The organism is Candidatus Poriferisodalis sp. (assembly GCF_965208485.1).
In the GTDB taxonomy this organism is placed as follows: Bacteria; Actinomycetota; Acidimicrobiia; order Acidimicrobiales; family Poriferisodalaceae; genus Poriferisodalis.
In genome coordinates this window covers 3,125,369-3,141,815 of the sequence record NZ_OZ242344.1, presented here as the reverse complement: position 1 = coordinate 3,141,815, position 16,447 = coordinate 3,125,369, and the positions used below count along the sequence as shown (strand labels likewise).

The 16,447-nt window shown below is 65.7% G+C and carries 11 protein-coding genes; 6 read left to right on the top strand and 5 right to left on the bottom strand.

Features of this window, described 5'->3' with window-relative positions; genetic code table 11:
- Window positions 1-55 precede the first annotated feature (55 nt).
- Complete coding sequence (locus ACOGXQ_RS14705; RefSeq protein ID WP_419944368.1) at window positions 56-3,673, bottom strand: cell wall-binding repeat-containing protein; 3,618 nt, start codon at window positions 3,671-3,673, stop codon at window positions 56-58.
- Between the two features lie 219 nt (window positions 3,674-3,892).
- Between ACOGXQ_RS14705 and ACOGXQ_RS14700 the strand changes: the two genes are divergently transcribed.
- Genes ACOGXQ_RS14700 through ACOGXQ_RS14680 form a run of 5 tightly spaced genes read left to right on the top strand, consistent with a single transcriptional unit; the run spans window position 3,893 to window position 8,683 of the window.
- Window positions 3,893-5,248: an SAF domain-containing protein gene (locus tag ACOGXQ_RS14700; protein ID WP_419944367.1), complete on the top strand. Its 1,356-nt coding sequence runs from the start codon at window positions 3,893-3,895 to the stop codon at window positions 5,246-5,248.
- Window positions 5,249-5,255: 7 nt separating this feature from the next.
- Window positions 5,256-6,161 (top strand): type II secretion system F family protein, encoded by a 906-nt coding sequence (locus tag ACOGXQ_RS14695; RefSeq protein ID WP_419944366.1) that lies wholly within the window; start codon window positions 5,256-5,258, stop codon window positions 6,159-6,161.
- Window positions 6,162-6,174: 13 nt separating this feature from the next.
- The gene (locus ACOGXQ_RS14690) at window positions 6,175-6,984 is read left to right on the top strand and encodes a type II secretion system F family protein (protein ID WP_419944365.1); all 810 of its coding nucleotides are present in this window, start codon (window positions 6,175-6,177) and stop codon (window positions 6,982-6,984) included.
- A 40-nt stretch (window positions 6,985-7,024) separates the two neighbouring features.
- The gene (locus ACOGXQ_RS14685; protein ID WP_419944364.1) at window positions 7,025-7,522 is read left to right on the top strand and encodes a hypothetical protein; all 498 of its coding nucleotides are present in this window, start codon (window positions 7,025-7,027) and stop codon (window positions 7,520-7,522) included.
- 24 nt (window positions 7,523-7,546) lie between these two features.
- A complete protein-coding gene (locus tag ACOGXQ_RS14680) occupies window positions 7,547-8,683 on the top strand; it encodes a hypothetical protein (RefSeq protein WP_419944363.1) in 1,137 nt (378 codons plus the stop codon).
- A 69-nt stretch (window positions 8,684-8,752) separates the two neighbouring features.
- Here the strand turns inward: ACOGXQ_RS14680 and ACOGXQ_RS14675 are convergent, their stop codons facing one another.
- Window positions 8,753-11,485: a hypothetical protein gene (locus tag ACOGXQ_RS14675; RefSeq protein WP_419944362.1), complete on the bottom strand. Its 2,733-nt coding sequence runs from the start codon at window positions 11,483-11,485 to the stop codon at window positions 8,753-8,755.
- Between the two features lie 14 nt (window positions 11,486-11,499).
- On the opposite strand from ACOGXQ_RS14675, the gene ACOGXQ_RS14670 reads away from it, so the two are divergent.
- Window positions 11,500-12,051, top strand: coding sequence for a hypothetical protein (locus tag ACOGXQ_RS14670; RefSeq protein ID WP_419944361.1), 552 nt, complete (start codon window positions 11,500-11,502; stop codon window positions 12,049-12,051).
- Window positions 12,052-12,106: 55 nt separating this feature from the next.
- Here ACOGXQ_RS14670 and ACOGXQ_RS14665 read toward each other — a convergent pair whose 3' ends face one another.
- The 3 genes from ACOGXQ_RS14665 to ACOGXQ_RS14655 all read right to left on the bottom strand — a co-directional run bounded on the left by ACOGXQ_RS14665 (window position 12,107) and on the right by ACOGXQ_RS14655 (window position 16,222).
- Complete coding sequence (locus ACOGXQ_RS14665) at window positions 12,107-13,396, bottom strand: CpaF family protein (protein WP_419947409.1); 1,290 nt, start codon at window positions 13,394-13,396, stop codon at window positions 12,107-12,109.
- A gap of 262 nt (window positions 13,397-13,658) precedes the next feature.
- Window positions 13,659-14,147: a hypothetical protein gene (locus ACOGXQ_RS14660; RefSeq protein WP_419944360.1), complete on the bottom strand. Its 489-nt coding sequence runs from the start codon at window positions 14,145-14,147 to the stop codon at window positions 13,659-13,661.
- A gap of 77 nt (window positions 14,148-14,224) precedes the next feature.
- The gene (locus ACOGXQ_RS14655; RefSeq protein ID WP_419944359.1) at window positions 14,225-16,222 is read right to left on the bottom strand and encodes a hypothetical protein; all 1,998 of its coding nucleotides are present in this window, start codon (window positions 16,220-16,222) and stop codon (window positions 14,225-14,227) included.
- Window positions 16,223-16,447: the final 225 nt, after the last annotated feature.

Here is a 16,447-nt window from a genome sequence, read left to right as displayed (position 1 = left end):
CGGTCGTTGCCCGCTGCGGCAGGGGGGGGTTCGCTGCGGGTCCATGCTCTGGTTTCTACGGGGTGCCGAGGATTCTGCGTGCGACGGCGGCGGCGGTTTCGACTCGTGTGGGTCCGCTGAGGCGCGAGATGCGTGCGTCCGGGGCGGCGATGCGGACGTTGTCGCGCATCCGCTCGGAGATGACTTCGCTGCCGCCGACGAGCACGATGCGGCTCGGCGGGTAGTTCCCCAGCACCGAGACGGTCTCGTCGGTGAGCTCGCTGCGGTCCGCTTGCGGGGCGAACAGCACATAGGAATCAGGCGTACGCGCGCTCAGCACGGCAGCCATCATGACATCAGGCGGACGCCAGCCGTTCGCCAGCATGAACACCTGCGAGCCCGCAGGACGGCTGCCGGGCAGGCCCAGCGACTCGCGCACCGCGCCGGCCGCGGTGCCGGTGCGATCAGCCCCGGCGACGCGCTCGACGCCCGCATCAGGCACCAACTCAGCGATCTCCTCCTCGATGCCGACATCCACCACCGCCACACCGCCGACCACCACCACCCGCGCCGGACGGTACTCAGCGATCAACTCCGCAGTCGCCCCAGCCAGACTCCCGTCCGCAGCGGTATAGAGAATCGCCGAACGCTCCTCCTGCGCGGACAGCGCAGCCGCCACGCTGATGTCAGGAGAACGCCACCCATTCGCGACGAACAACGTCGCACCGGCACTGCCGGCACCCGGCGCCCCCAGAATCCGACGCGCGATGCCCGCAGCAGTCTCCACCCGCGTAGCGCCCCCGATACGAGAGAAATCAGAACCATCCGACACCCGCCTCGCCGTCGCGAACGCCGTCAAGCTCACCGCAGCAGTCCCCCCGACAGTGACCACCTCAGCAGGCCGATAATCGGCCAGCAAATCACGAGCCGCCTCCGAAAGCCGATCCCCCGCCGTGTAGAACACCGCCGACCCCTCCGTATGAGCACTCAGCGCAGCCGCAGCAGCAATATCAGGCGGACGCCACCCATTCGCCATGATCAGAATCGCCTCACCCGTCACCACATCGCCAACAGGCACCACCGCACCATCAGCCGGCGGCGCCCCGACAACACCCGCAGACACCGCCGACAACGTATACGGACCCCCGAACTCGTCCTCATACACCACCGTCGCCCGCAAGAAATGCCCCAAATCAGCACCCCCAGGCACATACCGCGACTCCAACGGCTCATCCGACTCCGCCTCGCCGTCAACCGCCTCCCACACATCACCATCCTGCGAACGCTCCCACGCCCACGAACTCACCACCACATCGTCATCCTGATCGAACAACTCCGCCGTCAACGGCACCGACACCCGCGGCATCGTCGAAGAAAGCCAGAACTCACCGTCATCATTCTCATCAACCACCGTCACAACAATGTCCAACCGGCTCTGCGCACCCAAAGAATCAGTCGCCACCACCGTCACCGGAATCACCGGCAAACTCTCATGATCCAACAACGCACTCGTCCGCAACTGACCACTCGACACATCAATCGCCAACAGCACTTCCTCCGACTCGCTCTCGAGACCGAAGGTCACCGGATCGAGATCCAAGGCAACAATGGGCCTCCCGACGTCTGTGCCGACAATGGCGTGCTCAGAGACCTCGAACACCTCATCGGGTATCAGCTGCGGCGGCATGTTCGCCGTCGAGGAGCCTCTGACCGTATGGAGCGGGTCATCGTCCAAGGCGCGGTAGCTGAGCATCGCGTCGAAATGGAAGGGGCCTCCTGCTCTGATGGTGCCGCCGTTCAGCGTGATCGGGTCGGCCGGCAGCGAGACGCCGTCGTCGTCCCACTCGTCCACGACCGTGTAGTCGAACGTCAGCAGCGTCCGGCCGTCGGCATGGGTCGTCGTGGCATGCGCCGCCTGCCGCAGATTCGGCCCGACCTGCAGCCCCAGGTACGGCACGCCGCCGGCGGTGTCGACGGACACGATGTCGTCGATCGTCACCGTCACGGTGATCACCTCACCGGTCCTGTACGACACGAACTCGGGCCGCGACGTGATCTCGACCCTTGTGATCGATGGGCGAAAGGTCTCGGTGAGCTCCTCGACGAACTCCGTCGGGCTAGGACAGCCGTCGGAAACGAATTCCCGATCGGGCACCACACCGCCGCTCGGGGTCATGCCGTCCGGACCGGTGTACTTCCCAGCGGTGAGCCGCAGCCCTCCCAACGACGACCCGTCATCGGCGTGCACGGTCCGGGTGAGGGACATGCCGAACAGGCCGGCAGTCTCGATTCCTGCGACGAGAGCACGGTCGTAATGCTGCAGCACATGCGCCAGCCACTCCGAACTTCCCTCGGTCCTCTCATCGACGAGCACCACCACAGGCAGATCGTCGGCGTCACCCGCAAGCTGCTCACCGACCGAGTTCAGGTCAAAGTCGAAGTTGGAGGTGATGGCGGCCCTGAGCCTGGTCGAGCCCAGATCGACGCCGGGCCCGAGCAGCATGCCGGCCATCGACTCCAAGGCGTCGAAGTTGTTGCCGTGCGTGCCTCGCAAGTCGATGTAGAGAAGGTCGATTTCCCGAAGCGTTATCAGCCTGTTCAAGAGCTCCCGGAATCGACGAACATCTCCGGACAACGCGGGATCCCCCATCGAGTGGACTTGAATGAAGCCGACCCTGCGATCGATCTCGCTGACGTCGACGTAGAAGCCGAGCGCCCCCGGCCTGAGGTACTCCACTCCCTCCAAGTCGAACGTCAGGCGCCCTGCCTCGCGCTGCACCTCCAGTCGAACCGCGATGTCGGTGATGTACTGCTCGTCCAGATGCGACCACGGCGTGCAGGAGGACTCTGAGAGCAGGTACGACTGCTCGGCGTGCGTGCCGGCATTGGTGAGGACTGCCCGTATGACATCGCCTGCCTGCAGGCCGGCCATGTCGGCCGCTCCTCCTTCTTCCACACTGGTGACGACCCACCAGCACACCGCCGCATAGACGTCTGTGCATGGCGTGCCGTCCTCGTGTGCGGCTTCGTACTCGAAGCCGAGTCCGACCGACAATTCGCCGGCGAACGGCGAAGCAGTCGTCGCCGCCCACGGCACCGATCTGAGCGGCGGGGGGACGCCGAAGGCAAAGTACCCAACTCTCGTCAAGTACCGCTGATACTCCGGTTCAGGCAGCCAAGCCGTCTCGGGGTCGCCGAAGAACGCCAGCATCGCGTCGGTCGCGGCGACGACCGCTGCGGCGGTGTCGAGCACCTGGTCGATCTCGTCGCACATCGTCTCGAACGCTGCGCGTATCGCCTCGGACGCTGCGATCGGCTCGAAGCACATCGGCGCCGTCCCCGACGTCCGCGGCTCGAGCGACGCGTCTCGCACGCCTTGAGCCGCAGCGGCGGCGAGCTGAGCGACCAGATCGGAGGGCGCATCCCGGTCCAAGTGCAGATCGAGGTCGACGTGCTCGTTCAAGATGCGGTACAAGGCGATGCACAGCAGCACGAAGTCCTCGGGCACCCTGGTCAACGAGGTGCACTCGCGTGTGACTCCTGCAACATCGCGAGGATGGTCGTCGTCTTTGCCCTGCGCGGCGGCCTGCGGCGGCAGCATTGCCAGAGAGATTGCTGCGAGAGCGAACGCCGCCAGCGCGGCGAGACGGCGAGCGGTTCCGGACCTCGCTCCGGATCTCGTTCTGAATCTCACAGCGCAGACGCTAGCCCAAGCATTCGCCGGCCCAAGCAGTCGACACCGACGCGAGCCTCGCCCGAGCCTCGCCGCAGCCTCGCCGCAGCCTCGCCGCACCCCGGCTGGCGTGAAGTCGGCAATCGATGAGTCGTAGCATGATGGCGAGCGGCACCGAGGACGCTCGTCCATCGCACCGGCGGTTCTCACCGGGACGGAATCGAGGAGAAGCACTGCAACGTGAGTGTCGACACCCGAACCCATGGTCCTTCGGTCCCCGCCACAGGGGACGAGCGCGAGACCGAAGGCGCCGACGCGCTCGCTGCGGACGAGCGCAAGCGATTCTCACTGTCGCCGCGGGGGCGCCGCACTGCGCTTGTCGCAGCGGGCCTCGTCGGCATGCTGGTCAGCGTCGCAGGCTTCGTCATCGTGTCGGATGCCTTCGACAGCCGCTCTGAGGTGCTCGTCGCTGCTCGCGACATCACCGTCGGCGAGATCCTCAGCGCTTCCGACTTCACGTCGGACAGCGCGGTCATGGGCGGCATCCCTCACATCCCCTACACAGATGAAGCCCCGTTCAGCTTCGACGGGATGGTCGCGACGCACGACGTCGTGGCCGGCACGCCGATCCTCTTCGACATGGTGATCGCACGTGCAGCAGGCCCTGTCGGCAACCAGCTCGAGCTGCTGGTTCCGCTGGACACTTCGCTGGAGACGACCGAGCTCAGCATCGGCGACACCGTGCTGCTGATCGACCGTGGCCAAGAGCCGTCATTGGAGGACAGCGGCAGGCCTCGGCAGGTCATCCGATCCATGGAACTGCGAGATCTCGACGGCACAAGCCTCCGATTGCTGCTGACGCCTGCCGAGTGGGGAGAGTGGCGCCAGCTGCTTCGGTTCCTGGGGGCGAGCCCGCTGGTGCGCAAAGTGCCGCTCGGCGGCGACACAGACACCTTCGCCGAGGGCCTGAACGAGGTCTGGGCAGACGAATGGGAAGCTGCTGTGGCACGGTTGCAGGAGAGCCGTCCTCCGCCCGGGCCCTTGCCCGGACCGGGCGAGCTGGAGGTGCGGCTGGGTCTCGACACGAGCCTCACGGTCACCGACGTGCGCGACGGCGACCGGGTGCTGCTCATCGACCCCGGCGCTGCGCCCGAACCGGACGACGACGGACGGCCTCGCAGCGTGATCATGGAGATGACGCTCAATAACTACGCCGCCGGCGTCATGCGGATGTTCGTCACCCCTGAGGACTGGATCGCCTGGCGGGCGCTGCCTGTACGCCTCGGCGCGAATCCGATGGTGCTGCCGATTCCGGCGGGAACCGATGTCGACGACATGCGCGCGCGCCTCGATGCAGCGTGGCAGGCGGAATGGACCGGCAACCGGCAGCTGATCCAAGACGGCACTGTGAGGAACCTCGACGAGGCGCTCGAGCTGAGCGGTGCTCAGGCCGAGGCGCCCGACCAAGCTGCTGGGGAGACGCCCGATGCCGGCGAGACCGCCGAGACCGCACCGGGCGGCGCGGAGGGCGGCGGTGTCGAGCCGTCGACCGGCGAGACCGCCGAGACCGCACCGGGCGACGGAGAAGCAGGATGAGCGCAGGATGAACATTGCGATCTCATTCGGCCTGCTGTTCGCCGGCTGCGGCCTGCTGTGCGTGCTTGCGCAGAGCGGCGCCTTGAACCGAGAGTCATCACGCGTCGACAGCGGTTCGCGCAGCCTGCGGTTGTACATGACGCTCGAGGCCCGCAAGCAGCGGCGGCGGCGCGCTCTCGGGACAGTTTCCATTGTGCAGATCATCGCGGGGACCGTGGGCCTCGCGACGGGCTGGCTCTTCACCGGCCTCGCCGGCATGGCAGTCCTGCTCGCCGGCCTCGGCGTCATGCTGCCGCCCTTCTTTGCAGCCCCGAAGCGACGCAGGCACCAGACCCGTGAAGCATTGGCATGGTCCCTGTGGTCCCGCCAGCTCGCCGAACTGGCCCGCGCCGGCTCGGGTCTTGCAGACTCGTTGCGCAGCAGCGTGGAACATGCGCCCATCGAGATTCGCCACACCATCGAGCAGATCTCCGCCAAGGCGCATGTGAGCGGATTGGAGACAGCGCTCGAAGAACTCGGCAGATCCGGTCGCATCTGGGAACCCGAAGTCGCCGCCGGGCTGAAGATGGCTGCCAAGTCGGGCGGTTCAGTCGCCGATCCGCTGCTGGACATGTGCGGACGGATCGCCGACGTGGTCGAACTGCACCGTGCTCGCACCGAAGCCGTCGTGCAGCTGTGGACGCAGACCATCGCCCTGCTGGGTCTCGCCAGCGGGATCGTCACCCTGATGTATCGCAACAACCCCACGTATTTCGAGGTCTATTCGACACCGACAGGCCAGATGGTCTTCGTGCTGATCGCGGGAATGCTGCTGATGTCCATCGGCTTCTTGGTGTTTCACTCCGTGGTGCGCGGGCAGGAATCGGTGCTGATCCCGCCGAAGCGGCGATCGCGGGCACGAGAGCCGATCTAGAGGAGTGTGAGAGATGGGTGCTGCGGGGGCAGGAGTTGCGTTCTTCGCTTGCGTGTTCATGGCGCTCGCGGGCATACGCGGCTGGAGGCGTCCGCCGAGGACGAGACCGCGCGGGCAATCGCTGGCCGAGCTGCTGCCGACGCTGAGCGAAGGCGACGAGCAGCATCTGCGCATGGCCGGCATCCCCACCGCCTATTACGCGTTGCAGCGCACGGGCGGGCTCGCCGGCGGCTTGACGGTCGGCGTCGTGCTGAGCCTCGCGACCAACCGGGGAGTGGTCGGCGCCATCGTCGTGACGCTGCTCACCTCTCTCGTCGGCTGGTTCCTGCCGCTGGTCGGCATGCGCGATACCGCCAAGCGGGCGCGGACGGAAATCGACAGCGTCGTCCGCGTGTGGATAGCTCTCGTGGCTCAGCAGGTGGCGGCCGGCGTGGACCCGACCGCGGCCATGCTCAGCGCTGCGCAGGCGGGCCAGCGCGGCAGTTGGCTGCTGCTGCACCGGTTCCTGCGAGCCGCCTTGCAGGAGACCAAGCCGGCCTGGACGGGGCTGGTCAACATCGTGGAGCGTTACGGCGTGGTCAGCCTGTCGCCGGTCGTATCGGCGCTCGGCTTGGCAGCGGAGCGTGGTACACGGCTGTCCGACGCCATCCTGGTCGCAGCGGAGACGCTGTGGCGCGACAGCATGGCCAGCGAGCGCGAGAAGGCTGCACGCCGAGCGCAGGTGATCGTGGTGCCGGCTACCGGAGTCGCGCTCTCGCTGGCCGTGATCCTGGTGTACCCGCCCTTCGCATCGCTCACCGGCGGCGTGATCACGCCCAGCTGAGTGATCGCGCCCGTCTGATGGCTCTTGTGCTGGAGGCTGCGTGACGGTTCTGGGACGACGAAGCGAACGGCCCCGCGGCGTGCGGCTGCGGCACGCACCCTGCCGCAGCGCCGACAGCCGGGGACTGGTGACTCTGGAATGGCTGCTGATCGTCGGGGCGGTCGCCGGGCTGGCAGCACTGTCGGTGCTGGTGGTCGACCGCGTGCTGGAGGGACCGACGAATGCGGCGACGGAGCCGGTCGCCCGTGTCATCGAAGCCGAAGTGCGGGCGGCGTTCATCGAGGATGCGGCGCGCGCAGCCCATGCGCGTGCGGTGACCAACAGGACGGTCTTCGGAGTCGACCGGCAGATGCCATACCGGGACCAGTGCGCGGCGATGGTCGAGGAGTTCGCCGATGTCATAGATCGGGGCCGGCCGGAATGGCTCCAGGTCCGCTGGTCGGGTTTGGCGGACGGGCGACTGATATCGACCTCGGCTTCGCTGGATCCCGCGGACCTGCGATGCCGCTTGGGGTATCGCGATGAGTTCTTCCGCTAGACGGCCATGCCGATGGTTCCTCGCGTGCGTGTGAGACGGCATCCAGGCCTGCGCCCGGCGCGGCATCGGGGACGGCATCGGGCAAGAAACGAGGCCGGTGCTGTCGTGTCGCTGTGGATGCTGCTGATGGTGCCGGTCGGGATCATGGCTGCACTCGTGGCAATGGCCGGCCCGCAGCGGCTCACTGCGACGTCATCGGCACGGGAGATCAGCAACGATCTCGCGCTGTTCGCCGCGGAGAGCTTCGAGACGACCGACCGCTGGATGGTATCGCTCAGATTCATGCCTGAGATCGTCCCGAACCAGCCGCCGACGCCTCTGACGCCGCCCCTGCCCATGGACTGCCGCATGGACGACCCGGGACCCGACGGACGGTACCAGGACACCTACGAAAGACGCATCGAACAGCACGTTTCTTCGCTCAACGCCGAGATAAATAGACTCGACACAGAGATAGCTGAACTCAACGACGAGATATTGCTACTCGACAATGGGATATTTCAACTCGACAGGATGATCGCCGGAATGCTTCCAACCGATCCGGAGCTTCCCTTGCGGCAGGACGAACGCAGAGATAAACAGGCCGAACTCGACAGCAAACAGGCCGAACTCGACACTGCACAGGCCGAACTCGACACTGCACAGGCCGAAAGGGGCAGTCTGTCGGACATTCAGAGTGATTTCGGGCAAATGCAATCAGAGTGCGAGCGCTTCGTCGAGCGACTCAGCGCCGATCTGGGCAATCTCGGCGTCGACATCGACTCGATGCGCGGCTATTACAACATCTTCGGCGACAAACGCGATCCCGAGCACTGGACACAGCCGCTGTGCAGCATCAGCGATCGTCAAGTAGGGATGGAAGCGGTTCGAGTGGCCGTGGTGGCGACTTGGCACAATGCCGGATGGGCCGCGGCGCAGGTGTGGCCCGAAGGCGCCCGCATGGCCATCGAATCAGTCGGCATAGCGGTGCGCCACATCCCCCAGACACCGCCACCGCCGGGACAAGCACCGCTCGCGCCGCCTGCTCTGGCGTGCCGAGATCTGATCGACGCCGTGACGGTGGGCGGGTTTCCCCGACGCGCTCCGACCTTCGTCCTGAGCGATGCCGGCTGGAGCGAAGACGACTGGCACACCTACCGGCGGATCACGTTCTCGGGCTGAGCCACGCCAGCGATCAGTCCGAACCCCACAAGAGCGCGAAGCCTCGAGCGGCGGCCGGAAGTTCTGCCATCAATCGTTGCGGATTGTGAGGGTCATGCGGCCGAGTTCCCTGCCTGCGTACAGACCGACATTCCGGAGCGCAGCGAGGTCGTCATCGCTGAGATGGAGCGCGGGCGGGGGCATTTCGGCAATCCGGAATACCAGCTCGAGTTCCTCCACGTCGAGATCGGGAACGTCATCGTTGTTCACGACGCTCACCATGACATAAAAGAACTCACTCGTGCACGGGTTCACCGTGTGATGCCACGGCAGATCAGCTGGGCGATAGGCTGGACAGTCATCATCTACAAGATCGTCATCATCTACAAGATTGACTGGAACATCCTCATTGATTGGAACATCCCCGCAGTGCCGCATCGGACTGAATTCTCTCGTATCGCAGAACTGCACATACCGACCGATGTTGCCGCGCTCTGTGTCCTTTTCCGGGTGTTCAAATCCGAGATCGGCATCGACCGCGGGCGTAATCAATGCGAGATCCGTCCGCGGATTGCCCGGCGACGGCAGGGTAACCGAGGTACCGTCGGGGTCGACCACGACTTCTACCACCGTATCGCACGGCAGAGGACTCAAGTCGATGCTCTTCACAAGGTGAAACCGGACGTCGCCCGACGCGATCCGGTTTCCCTCCCTATTCCCTTCAGCAATCTCGGCAGGGGTACTCTGTATGTGCAGTCGATAATCGCCATCTTTTTTGCAAGCGTGTTGTGCAACGATGGGGCTAATAGTATCCAGCTCGTCGTCGTCTTCGACTACGAACAGCTTGCAGGCATCCGGCGGAAATTCCTCCAGATCCAGATCGTCGGGCAGCGAATAGTCGGACACCCAGAAACAGACCAAGAACTCCTCGTCCGGCTCAACCCGACCATCGGGACAAATCGTCACAGCTGCCTGCGATGGCGCAGTGTACAGTCTTGCGGAGAACGAGACATCCTTGGAACCGCTGCAATCGTCGCTTCCGACGTCCATAGTAGAGCTGTTCGCGAAAGCGCGGGCAAAATACGTCCCATAACAAGGGAGCCACTCTGTGGATGACACAACGGGGTACGTGCCTCTTTCAGTGCTGAATCGCCCCACGGAGTTGTCGCCTTCTTCAAAGAAGGATTGTCTGTCAACGGTGTCATGGCAGGGTCCGAATGGATCTATGGTTTCATCGCCATCTTTCCACTGGTCGCTCCAGTGGCTGGGGATAATGTGTATGTTAAAGGTCGAGTCTGGCCCACCGCACGCTAGGTTGGTGGTGGTGCCAGGACCTTCGCAGAGAACCCCGTCCGGGACATTCGGCCTGTAACCGACAGAGACTTGAAACCGGACGATCGAATCCAAGTCGGGTGTCACAATGGGGTCGGGTGCCACAATGGACTCTGATGGCACAACGGAATTAGGCAAGAGCAAGCCGAATATATCGGTTGCTTGAGTCACACAATTGCCTGTAGTGCAGCTATGTGATATTCCTCCACCGAAGGAGTCGATTTCGAACCCATCATCGTCTTTGATCTTACCTTGCTTCATGATGTCGGATTCTACATAACGACCACCTATCAAGGCGGGTTGCGTTGTGAGCAGCAACGTCCAGCCTGACCCGCACGGCATGCGGTCAAGATGCATGTTGAACGCGAGTCCTTGGTTCTCAAGAATGAATATGTCGGTTGCCTTGCGTCCCGCATTGTACAGCGCGTCATGTCTGGCTTGATCAATGACGACACCGGGCGGCAGATCTGGATACCCAAAGAGGTCGTAAGGATCACCTTTTCTCAGTTCTTCTCGATCTTCATAGCCGCCAGGAAGGTGATCGCCATAAACACGCTGAACTCGTCGCTCGAACACGTCCACGCTGACAAATTCAACGGCCTCAGTTGCGCCGATGAATGGTGATTGTTCGTCTGATGGCAAGTTCTGCTTATTGCATGGAATCGGAGACGTCACGGGAGTCTGGACGGGTGTCGGCTGGAGCGGGGAGGGTATGGCGCATTCGCTTGTCACCGAAACTCTCAAGTCGCGGAGCGTGTCGATCTCGCCTTCCAGCCGGAGCAGCGCCTGCTGATCCGTCAACCCGCCGTGATCTCGCTGATACTCGAACTCTTTGATGTTCTCTTCGATCACCCTCAAGTGCTCTTGGCAGTCCAGCGTCGCAGCATCGCTGCGAGCGACATACACCTCAGACCCGCGGCCGCTCACCGACATGGTGGGAAACAGCCCGAAGAACGAGCCGACTCCCCCGTCGGTCTCGCAGCGATGCTCGACAGCAAGCGTCCGGACCGTGGAGCTCCCGCCGTCGCGGATGTCGAGAGCGACGTCGTCATTGATCTGAGGACCGCCGATGCACAGATCCCTCAAGCCGGGGCGGGCATCGAGCATCTCCGCGACCACCTGACCGCACTCCTCCCTCACATCGGACTCGACCGCCTCGCCGCTCTCGATCCGCGCCTCGCCGCTGGCCGCGCACGCCTGCGCCGCCGCGGCGCCCTCCTCAGCAGCAAGCTCGGACGTCAGCTGCGCACGGGCGGCGGCACCCGCCCACAGCACCAGCGACACCAGCAGCATCAAGACAGGCGTCACAAGCAGCAGCTCCAGCGAGATCGAGCCGCACTGTCCACGGCCTGCCCCCCGCCGGAACCAGCAGGTAATCTGAGACTCGCATGCCGAGACGTCGAACGCGTCGCCCTGCGAGGCCGTGCTCGCAGCGGAACCACGACGGCGAAACGCTCGCACTACTGGTCCTGTGGCCAGCGTTGCTGACATCGATTCTCCTGCTCATGGTGCATGCGTTCATCGTCTCCAACGCCCGGGCGCAAGCCGACATCGCTGCATCGGAGGCGCTGCGAGCTGCGTGGCGAGTTCTGGCAGTCGCCGACCTTCACCGCGTGGAGGATCCCGCCAGTCCGGGCGACTATGTGGACTACACAGGCCCCGGAGCAGTGACGGCGGGACTGGAACATGCGGCGCATCCCGACCGGACACGGATGCTCAACGCAGCCGACGACGCGGTGGCGCACATCGCCGCGGACTCGGGCGGATGGCGCTGGTGGACACCGAACGCGGCCCGGATACACAGCAGCTGGTGCGGATATGTCCCTGGGCCGGGGGAACCCTACGACCCCGCCCTCCACCGGCCGGAACCGGGCCACAGCGGCTGGACCCGCATCGTGGTCTCCGGCGAGGTCGTCGGCCCGCTTGCGGTGATGTTCCCGGACCGGTTCGACACCGTGTACGCGGTTGCCCAAGGCCCAGCGCTGCCGGCACCTGTCGAGACCGACCCGGACTCGCCAGACGGCCGGTCGATACCCAACACGCTGCCGCCCTGCTGAATCGACCGCCGAGCCGCTATCGGCGGTCGGCAGCAGCCCCGGCGGCCCCTGCGCCTCAGTCGTCATCGGGCCAGCCCGTCATGTCGAGGCCGCCCTCCACGATCCGCTCGACCACCTCAGGGTTGCGGGGCCGGCCCAGCAGCTCGAGCGGGCCGCCGCGTTCGCGTCGACCGAAAATGTGGTGCATCTGAAAGCGGTCCTCCACCGAGCTGACCACTTCGGCAATCGAGTTCACGCCACGGAAACCGGTTCGCGGATCGCCTCTCAGATGCACCACGAGGTGGATGACCTCGCCGGCCTCCTGAATGAGCGCCGACTGCACGCCCGGTCCCGTGGCGGTGAGGCAGTAGCGCACCAGCCGCGCCAAGGCCTGGCGAGGCGACGAAGCGTGAATCGTCGCCATCGAACCGTCCGAGCCTGTGCCGCAAGCCGACAGGAACGTGGCCGCCTCAGGGCCGCGCAGCTCGCCGACGATCACCCGGTCGGCGCCGGACCGCAACGAGCGCTTCGCCAGTTCCTCCATGGTGATCTCGCCGGAACCGTCGCTGTTGGGCTCGCGGGTCTCCACGGCGAACGTCAGCGGATGGGTCTGATCCAAGAAGAGCTCGAAAGTCTGCTCGAGGGTGCAGACGATCTCGCTCGTGCCGATCTCCGCGAGCAGCGCACGCAGCAGCGTCGTCTTGCCGGCGCCGAGCGCACCGCACACGAGCACGTTGGCGGGGGCGGGCGGGCGCACCGCCGCACGCAGGAACTCTGCGGCCTGCTGTGAGATGGATCCGCTCGCGACCAGGTTCTCCAGCCGTATCTCGCGGTGACGGTGACAGCGCACCGTCAGGAACGGCGTGCCGCAGACCGCCATGGCTGCGAACACCCGCTCGCCGGTGCGCAGGCGCAGATCGAGCAGCGGCGCAGAATTGTCGAAACGGCGGCCCGTCTGGCCGTGCGTGGTCGCCAAGTGCGCGATATAGCGGATCATGTCCGCCTCGTCCTCGAACACCGGCTCGAGGATGTGCTCCTGCTTGCCGCCGGAGAGCGCCAGGACGGCCCGATCCGGGCCGAACACGTAGATGTTCTCGACATCGCCCCGACGCAAGAAACGCTCCATGGGGCCTGCGCCGAGCAGCGCTTCGATCTGGTCGCGCAGCCACTCCAAGTCGTCGTCGGTCAGCATGCGGCCGCTCTGATCGAGCGCATGCGACTCTCGGCGGCGGACCGCGGAGAGCGCGAATGCCTCGTAGCCTCCCGGCTCGGTCTCGCCATCGGCTTCGAGCCTGAACTCTTGGACCTCCGAACGCACCGAACCCCAGATCTCGTCACGAAGCGACATCACGTCACGAAGCGACATCACCACAACGCATCCTCCTGTGCTTGGAACGCTGACCTCGGATTCGTCCAACCCGTCGTCTCACGGAGCGGCATCACCACAACGCATCCTCCCGTGCCGCCCCACAAAAAATAGTGCGTCACAAATAGTGCGTCACAAATAGTGCGTCACAAATAGTGCGTCACACCAATAGTGCGTCACACCAGATGCAGCGTCCGCGCGACGCTACTCGCCGCTTGACGCATCGGGCGACCGTCCTCACGCCCGTCACGCCGGCCGCCGCTCAGCCGGCAGGCCCGAACGTCCACATGCAGTAGCCGATCACAGCCGCCGTGCCCACCGCCAAGCTGGGACCCCATCGCACACGCGCAGCACGGCCGTGCCGCCGCAGCCCCATCAACGCGGACGGCCAAGCGGCGACAGCGCCGGCCATGAGCGCCCACCACGACCAAGCGATTCCCCACCAGCCGGCAAGGAGGCTGTTCACGATGATCAAGCGGACATCGCCATAGCCGACATGTCGAGGCCGTACTCGATAGATCACTTCGAAGAATGCAGCGACCGACAGCATGGCGCCGAGCGCCCACACGAAACGCCAGAGGTCGCCGAGGGCGAGCGCAGCCCCGCCGAGCAGCGCAGCGATGACGGCGCCTGCAGCCCACACTGCTCGGCGGGGAATGATCCCCGAACGCACATCGGTCGACGCCGCATGGACACCGAGGACGACCCAGATGCACGATGCCGCGATGACCAGTACCGCAGCCGCTGCCATACGCAGGCCGATCCTAGAGCGCTGGCAGGTGAGTTGAGCGCAGACCTCGTCCGTGCCTGCCGAGTCGGCGCGGCTGCCTATCGGGCGTTTCGACAGAGTTCCGCGGGGCTGGCGGACAGCGCGATGTCGGCACCCGAAATGTCAGCTGCGCCTATGTCGAGAGACTGCGCCTGCTGTGACGAAGCCGTGAGACCGCCAGAGGCGTCGAGGTAGCCCAGCCACCGGCACGATGCGGTCTCGCCCGCATGCACGGACACCGAAGCAGTGCCCGCAGCGCCATCGGGCACGGCGATCTCGAACGCTCCGTCTGCGCCCGTGGCCGCCCACGCCCAGAAGTCCTCGCCCGCCAGCGAGACCCACACCCCCTCGATGGGGGCGCCGCCGGGACCCGATACCGAGCCCCGAACCCGACTGCTGCCGGGCGAGGCAGCCCGCGGTCCCGAACCCGGCGTCAGGTTGATGAACCGCGAGCGGATCAGCCTTTCCTTGTCGTCGGCACGCAGATCGGCGTCCGGGAAGATGGCGTATCCGGCGAACATCAGCGCCCATGTGTCACACGTCGGAAGCCCTTCGTCGCAGCCAGGCGGATGGGGAAGCCCGAACGCGTGGCCGAGCTCATGCGCGAGGCCTCCCATGAAGCGCCCGATGGGCTGATTGGGGGAATCCTCGAGCCAGCAAGGATTGCCCACATCGCCGTCCTCGCCGACCAGGCCGTCCAAGTCCCAGCGGCCGAGGATGGTGAGGCCTCGGCTGAGGCCCCCCAGTTCGTTGTAGCCCTCCTCCTTGGGACCGCATTCATGCAGCACGTCGGCATAGACGGCCCACACGAAAGTCGTGTCGCCCTCTTTGACGGGCGCGCAGTGCTGCACGCTGTCAATGATCTTCTGCCATGAGTGCCGCCCATAGAAGGCTGCTGGTTCGCTCATCTTGCAGTGCTGGGGCAGATCGCCGTGCAACGCGAAGGTCAAACCCCCGAGTTGCTCACCGAACCACGACTGAATCTCCGTGGCAGCACGAGCAATTCCCTCGCTGTGGTCGGTGCGCGTTTCGCGATCCGACGGCACCGCGTACAGCACCCGCACCGCGAGAGCCACATCCCCCCCGGCATCGTCGCCCGCAACCGGCTCCGAATCCGGCCGCTCACCAACAACCCGGTCACCGTTGCCGAGCGGCTCCGAATCCGGCCGCTCACCAACAACCCGGTCACCGTTGCCGAGCGGTGCCGAATCCGGCCGCTCACCAACAACCCGGTCACCGTTGCCGAGCGGTGCCGAATCGCCGGTGCCGGACTCTGCGTCTGTTTCCGCGGCGGACGGCTGCACCGTCTCGACTACGCCCGGCGCGACGTAGGGTTCGGTGCCTGCTCGGTCGTCAGCGCCGACCGGCGCCGCACTGTCGGTGCCGGACTCGGCGGTTGCTGGATCCTCGATATCGGGCTCTGCTGATCCCGTTTCGCCAACGTCGGCCTCCGTCGGGCCACCGGCGGTCCCGTCCGGGAGCTGAACGGAATCGGTCGAGTCGATTGCTTCCTGGCCGAAGCCGGGCGACCCAGCCACGTCCCGCTCAGACGCTTCCGCCTGCGGCACCTGATCGGCGGCTGCCCCAGCCGCGTCCCCAGCGGTCTCGACCTGCGTGCCCGACGGCGACGCCACCTCAGACTGCGCTGTCGGGCCACCCGACAGCAACAACAGGGCCGCGCCCCAAGCGACCATCGCCACCAGCACCACCGCCACCAGCACCACCGCAGCCCGCACCGCGCCGCCGCGCCGAGACAACACGGCCTTGGACAACACGGCCTTGGACAACACGGCCTTGGACAACACGGCCTTGCGAGAATCGTCCCCGCCCTCGTCGAGGGGCCTGCGCACCGGAGCTCCCAGCGGGTCCGAAGCCCACCCTGCACCCGCGCCGCGCCGCCCCACAGGATCATCCAACGGATCCCACCCAGCACCGCCACCCGCGCCGCGTCGCCCCACAGGATCATCCAACGGATCCCACCCAGCACCGCCACCCGCGCCGCGTCGCCCCGCCGACCGCGGGTCATCGTCGCCGTCCGACGCCCAACCGCCGCTCACGAACGCCTCATCAACGCGGCGCCGTCAACGACCCGCAACGACCTGCAACGACCTGCCCGCCCATACCAGCACCCGGCAACGCTACGCCGATCTGAACACGCCGAAATCGACACACACGTTCCACGATAGCGACGATTCCAGCACGCCGAATCCTGATGCCAGCACCGCACGAATCACCCCGGCTCGGCAGCGACTCGGGTTGTCGGGTCACGGCCGGGGCGGCGA

Bases quoted from the DNA above. Each gene is read 5' to 3' on its own strand.
- ACOGXQ_RS14690 (WP_419944365.1), top strand. From the start codon at position 6,175: ATGGGTGCTGCGGGGGCAGGAGTTGCGTTCTTCGCTTGCGTGTTCATG.
- ACOGXQ_RS14665 (WP_419947409.1), bottom strand. From the start codon at position 13,396: ATGTCGCTTCGTGACGTGATGTCGCTTCGTGACGAGATCTGGGGTTCG.
- ACOGXQ_RS14695 (WP_419944366.1), top strand. From the start codon at position 5,256: ATGAACATTGCGATCTCATTCGGCCTGCTGTTCGCCGGCTGCGGCCTG.
- ACOGXQ_RS14660 (WP_419944360.1), bottom strand. From the start codon at position 14,147: ATGGCAGCGGCTGCGGTACTGGTCATCGCGGCATCGTGCATCTGGGTC.
- ACOGXQ_RS14675 (WP_419944362.1), bottom strand. From the start codon at position 11,485: ATGTCAGCAACGCTGGCCACAGGACCAGTAGTGCGAGCGTTTCGCCGT.
- ACOGXQ_RS14670 (WP_419944361.1), top strand. From the start codon at position 11,500: ATGGTGCATGCGTTCATCGTCTCCAACGCCCGGGCGCAAGCCGACATC.